General features: G+C 71.6%; 5 protein-coding genes. 4 read left to right on the top strand and 1 reads right to left on the bottom strand.

Annotated features, from left to right (window positions below):
• The first annotated feature begins 118 nt into the window (after positions 1-118).
• The 4 genes from ACFYSC_RS19270 to ACFYSC_RS19255 all read left to right on the top strand — a co-directional run bounded on the left by ACFYSC_RS19270 (position 119) and on the right by ACFYSC_RS19255 (position 5,754).
• Positions 119-1,372 carry an extracellular solute-binding protein gene (locus tag ACFYSC_RS19270; RefSeq protein ID WP_389963091.1) on the top strand — a complete coding sequence of 418 codons (1,254 nt, stop codon included), beginning with the start codon at positions 119-121 and terminating at the stop codon, positions 1,370-1,372.
• An 88-nt stretch (positions 1,373-1,460) separates the two neighbouring features.
• Positions 1,461-2,567 carry a sugar ABC transporter permease gene (locus tag ACFYSC_RS19265; protein ID WP_362945851.1) on the top strand — a complete coding sequence of 369 codons (1,107 nt, stop codon included), beginning with the start codon at positions 1,461-1,463 and terminating at the stop codon, positions 2,565-2,567.
• An 86-nt stretch (positions 2,568-2,653) separates the two neighbouring features.
• On the top strand, positions 2,654-3,490 hold the full coding sequence (locus ACFYSC_RS19260) for a carbohydrate ABC transporter permease (RefSeq protein WP_362945849.1): 837 nt from the start codon (positions 2,654-2,656) through the stop codon (positions 3,488-3,490).
• 191 nt (positions 3,491-3,681) lie between these two features.
• Positions 3,682-5,754, top strand: coding sequence for a SpoIIE family protein phosphatase (locus ACFYSC_RS19255; RefSeq protein WP_389963086.1), 2,073 nt, complete (start codon positions 3,682-3,684; stop codon positions 5,752-5,754).
• On the opposite strand, the gene ACFYSC_RS19250 is transcribed toward ACFYSC_RS19255, so the two are convergent.
• Positions 5,726-6,178, bottom strand: coding sequence for an Lrp/AsnC family transcriptional regulator (locus ACFYSC_RS19250; RefSeq protein ID WP_362945844.1), 453 nt, complete (start codon positions 6,176-6,178; stop codon positions 5,726-5,728). The genes ACFYSC_RS19255 and ACFYSC_RS19250 overlap by 29 nt on opposite strands.
• Positions 6,179-6,182: the final 4 nt, after the last annotated feature.

Genomic DNA, 6,182 nt, shown 5'->3' with positions numbered 1-6,182 from the left:
CCCCCCCCGCGGAGCCTCGCGGCCCCGCGGGGTCCCCTCCGTGGAGGCCCGCCCTCCCCACCGAACCACCGAACCACCGACACCCCCCGACCCCTCTCAACGACGATCAGGGAACGCGATGAAACGCAGCAACCTCCGCGCGGCGGCCCTCGGCCTGGCCGCCTGCGGCGCCCTCCTCACCTCGGCGGCCTGTGGCAGCGGTTTCGACGACAAGCCCGGCGGCGCGGCGGCGCCGCAGAGCGCGGGACCCGCCGCTCTGCGGGTGCTCATCGGCTCCTCCGGCGACGCCGAGACGAACGCGGTGCGCCAGGCGGCGGACGCCTGGGCCAAGGCCAGCGGCAACACCGCGACGGTGACGCCCGCCCAGAACATGACCCAGCAGCTCGGTCAGGCGTTCGCGGCCGGCGACCCGCCGGACGTCTTCTACGTCGACGCCGTCCGGTTCGCCGACTACGCCAGCGTCGGCGCGCTGGAACCGTACGGGGACAGGATCTCCGAGCCCGGCGACTTCTACGAGAGCCTCCGCACCGCCTTCACCTACGACGGGAAGCTCTACTGCGTGCCCAAGGACTTCTCCACCCTGGCGCTGACGGTCAACGAGGAGCTGTGGAAGAAGGCAGGGCTGTCGGAGGACGACGTGCCGACCAGCTGGGACGAGCTGACCGCGGTGAGCGAGAAACTCAAGGCGAAGGGGATCGTCCCGCTGGCCCTCGGCGACAGCCGCGACCGGATCGGCGCCTTCATGGTGCAGGCCGGCGGCTGGATCACCAGCCCCGACGGCAGGCAGGCCACCGCCGACACCCCGCAGAACCTCGCGGCGCTGGAGTACGTGCGGAAGCTGGTGAGGGACAAGCTGGCGGTGTTCCCCAAGCGCCTGGACTCCGGCTGGGCCGGTGAGGCGTTCGGCAAGGGCAAGGCCGCGATGGCCATCGAGGGCAACTGGCTCAAGGGCGCGCTCAAGGCCGACTTCCCCGACCTGAAGTACTCGGTGCACGAGCTGCCCGCCGGTCCCGCGGGCAAGGGCACCCTGTCGTTCACCACCTGCTGGGGCGTCGCGGCCAAGAGCAGGCACAAGGACGCGGCGATCGACTTCGTCGAGGCGATGACCAAGGCCGACCAGCAGATGGCCTTCGCCCGCGCCTTCGGCGTCATGCCCTCCCGGCAGTCGGCCAGGGACGCCTATGTCAAGGAGTTCCCCGCCGACGCCCCGTTCGTGGCGGGCGCCGACCACGCCCACGGCCCGGTGAACGCCCCGAAGGTGGAGAGCGTGCTGGCCGACTTCGACACCGGCCTGCAGAAGATCGACTCCATGCCGCCCAGGACGATCCTGCAGCAGCTGCAGCGGAACACCCAGGCCGCGCTCGGCGACTGACCCTGACCGGACCCGAGAGGACGGACGGTCCCGGCCCCCGTGCGAAGAGGCCGGGGCCGTCCGGATGGAAGGATGGAAGGAGGGCGACGTGGCCGACACCGCGATCCGCGCGGGCCGCCGCGGGTTCCGGCTGAGCGACGCCGCCAGGGAGAACATCGCCGGCTGGCTGTTCGTCGCGCCGGTGGTGGTGATCCTCGGGCTGTTCATGCTCGTGCCGATCCTGATGGCGATGTGGGTGAGCCTGACCGACTGGAACGGCCAGGGAAGCCCGTTCCGCGACGGGGTGCCGTTCGTGGGCCTGGACAACTACGCCCGGCTGTTCACCGAGGACGGCCTGACCCGCCGGGACTTCATGACCAGCGTCCGCAACAACCTCTACTACGTGGCGATCGTCGTGCCGGCGCAGACCGTGCTGGCCCTCGGCCTCGCCCTGGTCGTCAACGGCAGGCTGCTGAAGGGCCGGACGTTCTTCCGCACCGCGTTCTTCTTCCCGTCGGTGACCAGCTCGGTGGCGATCGGTGTGGTGTTCCTGTTCGTCTTCGCCGGCTCCGGCGCGGTCAACCGGCTGCTCGGGCTGTTCGGCGTGGACGGCCCGCAGTGGTTCGCCGACTCGCGGGGGGTGCTGCATCTGCTGCTCGGCGCCGTGGGCCTGGCCGATCCGGACGCGCCACCGGCGGCGCTGACCGGCGACGGCCCGCTCGGGCTGTCGTGGTGGGAGTGGCTGTCGGGACCCAGCGTGGCGATGTGCACGATCATCATCCTGGTCGTGTGGACCACGTCCGGCACGTTCATGCTGATGTTCCTCGCCGCGCTCCAGGACGTCCCGGTGTCGCTGGAGGAGGCGAGCATGCTCGACGGAGCCGGCCGGTGGCAGCGCCTGCGGTACGTGACGCTGCCGCTGCTGAAGCCGACGCTGTTCCTGGTGCTGACGCTCGGGCTGATCGCCACCTGGCAGGTCTTCGACCAGATCTACGTGATGAGCCAGGGCAGCCCGGCCAAGACCACGCTGACCCCGGCCTACCTGTCCTACCAGACGGCCTTCCGCAGCTTCGACTACGGCCCGGGCGCGGCGATCTCCTTCGTGCTCTTCGCCGTCATCGTGGTGCTGAGCCTCATCCAGCGGTGGGTGATGCGCGACCGGGACGCCCGGCCACGCGACCGCCGCACGGCGCGAACGAGGAGGTCCTCGACATGACGACCGCGGCGGATTCTCGGGCGCCCCGGCGGGCGCCCGCCCGGCCGCCCTCCGGGGCGGCGCGGCTCCGGAGGAGAGGCGGACCCGTGGAGGCGCGGTCGGCGGCCTCGCTGTTCGCGGGCTACGCGATCCTGGTGTTCTTCGCGCTGGTGTTCCTGTACCCGTTCGTCATCCAGGTCGCCGGCTCGCTCAAGACCGAGGCCGGCGCGACGGCCGACCCACTGTCGCCGGTGCCCTCACCTCTGTCGCTCGCCGGGTACGAGAAGGTGTTCCTCGGCACCGACATGCCGCTGTGGCTGGGCAACTCGGTGCTGGTGACGGTCGCCGTCACCGTGGGGCGGGTGTTCCTGGACTCGCTGGCCGGCTACGCGCTGTCCCGGCTCCGCTTCCGGGGACGGCGGGCCCTGTTCTCGGCGGTGCTCGCGGTGATGGCGGTGCCGGGCGTGGTGCTGTTCATCCCGAAGTTCCTGGTGCTCAACCAGCTGGGGATGTACGACGGTTACGCCGCGCTGATCGTTCCGATGGTCGCCGACGCGGCCGGGGTCTTCATCATGAAGCAGTTCTTCGAGTCGATCCCGGTCAGCGTGGAGGAGGCCGCGCGCATCGACGGCGCCGGGGTGTTCCGCGCGTTCTGGTCCGTCGTGCTGCCGATGGCCAGGCCGGCGCTGCTCACGCTGGCCATCCTGTCGTTCCAGGGCACGTGGAACGAGCTGCCGCACAGTCTGGTGGCGGTGCAGAGCCCGGAGCTGTTCACGCTGCCCCGCGGGCTGGCCGACCTGGTGTCGGGGTCACTGGGCAGCGGCATGCAGTACCCGCTCAAGCTGGGAGCGGCGGTGCTGGCCACGATCCCGGTCGCGGTCATCTTCGTGATCTTCCAGCGGTACTTCGTCCGGGGGGCCAACGAGGGGGCGGACAAGGGCTGACGTCTTCCGGGTCGTGCCGGGGACGGCTCCTGCGGCGGGGCCGATCCCGGTACGCAAGGCGTACCATACTCTCCCTTTTCCCCGTCCTGACCTGCGTGGATAGATGATTGCCCCATGCGCGTACACGACAAAAAGGGGAATTGCGGGCATGCGACGAGCGCATGCCGCTGTCCCCATCGGGAGAGCATGGGATGAAGGACGCCCGGATCGACATCTTCAGCGGCCTGGCCCTGGACATCTTCGACCCGGCTCCGGTCGGGGTATCGGTCAGCAGGGGCCCGGACCACCGCCTGATGTACACCAACGCCGCCTACCGGTCGGCCTTCGGCGACAGACCGTTCGGCGTCCCCGCACGCGAGGCGTTCGCCGACCTGGTCGAGCGCGACTCCTACATCTCGATGCTGGACCGGGTCATGCGGGACGGGCAGCCGGTGAACATCGTCGAGGGCCGGGCCACCATGTCCTTCGCCGGCGGCGGCCCGCAGGAGCGCTTCTTCAACTTCAGCATGTCGGAGATCTGCCTCGGTGGCGGCGAGCGCGGGGTGCTGCAGGTGTCCGTGGAGGTGACCGAGCAGGTCATCGCCTCGCGCTGGATCGACGCCCTGTCGGAGGAGCGGCGCCGCCTGCTGCGGCGCTACCGCAACCTGGGGCGGGTCGGCACCCAGATGCTCTGGGTGGCCGGGGCCGACGGCGGTGTCATCGAGCCGAGCCCGGGGTGGCAGAAGGTGACCGGCCAGACGTGGGAGGAGTTCCAGGGCGACGGATGGCTCGACGCCGTCCACCCCGACGACCGGGCCGAGACCGCCGAGTCGTGGGCCAAGGCGGTCGGGGAGGTGTTCCCGCTGTGGGAGCACGTCCACCGGCTCCGGCTGGCCGACGGCGGCTACCGGCACTTCAGCGCGCGGGCCGTGCCGGTGCACGAGGACGACCGCGTGGTCGAGTGGGTCGGCACCTGCGCCGACATCGAGCAGCAGTGGCAGCAGGAGAGGTGCCGCGAGCTGCTGGGCCGCGCCTCGGCGGCCACCGCGGACGTCACGCGCCTGGAGGAGATGCTCTCGGCGCTGGCGCACGTGATCGTGCCGGAGCTGGCCGACGTGTGCGGCATCTACCTGCTGCCGGAGTCGCCGGACCGGCCGGTGGGACCCCCGCTCGCCTTCCGGCACGTGGCCGGCGCCGTACGGCCGGGCCTGCCCGGACTGCAGACCGGGTACGAGGTGACGCTCGGCCCGGAGAGCGCGCTGGTGCGGGCGGTGCGCCGCCGCCACGTCGTGCGCCGGGAGTTCCCCCGGGGCAAGCCGCCGCCGGACCTGCAGCTGCCGCCGGGCGGCATCAGGTGGCTGATCACCGTCCGGGCCACCAGCGCGGCGCTCGTCCCGGTCGTCGTCGACGGGTTCGTGGCGGCGCTGGTGACCGTCGCCACCTGCGGGGACCGCCCGGCGATCAGCGAGGCCGACGTGACCCTGATCGGGCAGATGCTCGACCACGCGCACGACGCGCTCAGCGGCGCCATGGAGTTCCAGCGCACCCAGCGGGTGGCGCTCGCCCTGCAGCGCAGCCTGCTGGCCGAGCCGCCGTCCGTCCCCGGCCTGCGCATCGTGGCCCGCTACCGGCCTAGCCCGGCGGCCGCGGCGGTCGGCGGCGACTGGTACGACTGCTTCGTGCTGGGCGACGGCACGCCCGTGCTGACGATCGGCGACGTCGCCGGCCACGACCTGCCCGCGGCCGTGACCATGGGCCAGATCCGCACCATGCTCAGGGGGCTGGCCGTGGACCGCGAGGAGCCGCCCGAGGAGGTGCTGCGGCGGCTGGACAAGGTCATGGAGCTGCTGTGCCGGGACCAGACGGCCACCTGCGTGCTGGCGCGAGCCGAGCGGGCGGAGGCCGGCCTGTGGCGGCTCAACTACTCGGTGGCGGGTCACCCGCCACCGCTGCTGCTCACCCCGGACGGCCAGGGACGCTTCCTGGACGAGGCGCGCTGCCCCCTGCTGGGCGTCGCGAAGGACCTGCCGCGCCACAGCGCCGTCGAGGCGCTGCACCCGGGCGCCACGCTCCTGCTCTACACCGACGGCCTGGTCGAACGCCGCGGCGAGGATCTCGGGACCGGGCTGAACCGGCTGCGGGACCACGCCGTGTCGCTCGTCCGCGAGCCGCTGGACGCCCTCTGCGACGAGCTGCTGGCCCGGCTGGTGACCGGCGGGGACGACGACATCGCCATGATCGCGCTGCGGAATCCCCTCATAGCGGGAGAAGCCCACCCGGTTTGAGGGCCTTCATCGCGATCTGAGAGGTGAGCTTGTCCAGGCCGGGCAGGCGGCCCAGCCGTTCCAGGCAGAGCTGGCTGTAGGCGTCCATGTCCGGTACGGCGACGCGCAGCACGTAGTCCGGGCGGCCGAACATGCGCAGGCACTCCACCACGTCCTCGATCTCCATGACCGCGTTCTCGAACGCCGTGACGGTCTCGGCGTCCTGGCCCTCCAGTTCCACGTAGGCCAGGACCTGGAAACCGCGCCCGACGGCCGCCGGGTCGAGAACGGCGCGGTAACCGCTGATCACTCCCGACTCCTCCAGGTTGCGGACCCGGCGCAGGCACGGGGAGGGGGTCAGCCGCACCCGTTCGGCCAGTTCCTGGTTGCTGAGCCGCCCCTCCCGCTGGAGAAGGCTGAGAATTGCTCGATCGGTGACATCCATGGCA

Source organism: Streptosporangium sp. NPDC004379, from assembly GCF_042873875.1.
Classification (GTDB): Bacteria; Actinomycetota; Actinomycetes; order Streptosporangiales; family Streptosporangiaceae; genus Streptosporangium.
This window is presented reverse-complemented; position numbering and strand designations above follow the sequence as displayed.

Excerpts from the sequence above, each read along its gene's own strand:
- ACFYSC_RS19270 (WP_389963091.1), top strand. The coding sequence starts at position 119 with ATGAAACGCAGCAACCTCCGCGCGGCGGCCCTCGGCCTGGCCGCCTGC.
- ACFYSC_RS19250 (WP_362945844.1), bottom strand. The coding sequence starts at position 6,178 with ATGGATGTCACCGATCGAGCAATTCTCAGCCTTCTCCAGCGGGAGGGG.
- ACFYSC_RS19255 (WP_389963086.1), top strand. The coding sequence starts at position 3,682 with ATGAAGGACGCCCGGATCGACATCTTCAGCGGCCTGGCCCTGGACATC.